This window comes from Clostridium sp. HCP1S3_C6, from assembly GCF_052066735.1.
Classification (GTDB): domain Bacteria; phylum Bacillota; class Clostridia; order Clostridiales; family Clostridiaceae; genus Clostridium.
Genome location: NZ_JBQHRN010000080.1, coordinates 1 through 444, shown reverse-complemented (window position 1 = coordinate 444; position 444 = coordinate 1). Strand labels below are relative to the sequence as shown.

1 protein-coding gene is annotated in these 444 nt (G+C 27.7%); it reads right to left on the bottom strand.

The window, feature by feature from the left end; all coding sequences use genetic code 11:
- Nucleotides 1-99: 99 nt before the first annotated feature.
- Nucleotides 100-444, bottom strand: a 345-nt coding sequence (locus ACTNAO_RS12850) for an IS66 family transposase (RefSeq protein ID WP_441029691.1), incomplete at its 5' end; no start/stop codon positions are given.

Below are 444 nucleotides of genomic sequence, written 5' to 3'. Positions count from 1 at the left end.
GTAAGCGTCAAAAATTTCACGTATTTTAACTATAAATATCTGATGATAAAATAAACTCAGATAGTAAAAATGCTTACTGTCTGAGTTACAATTTAATATTTATTTTGAAGATTTAAGTTTCAATTCCTCTGGAATTGTATCGGACCAAGGCATCAATTCTAATAATAAATCTTTTTCTATAATTTCCATATTTGATAAATGATCAAATAAATAAATTAAGTACCTTTCTATTTTTAGATTATTAGCTTTAGCTGTCTCTATCATACTATATATCGTTGCACTTGCCCTTGCTCCTTTTGCAGTATTAGCAAATAGCCAATTTTTTCGGCCAATTACAAATGGCTTTATTGAACGTTCTGCTGCATTATTATCAATTTCTAAAGAACCATCTTCTAATATATTCTTCATTGTTGGAACTGTTTTTTGAGCATATTCTAATGCTTT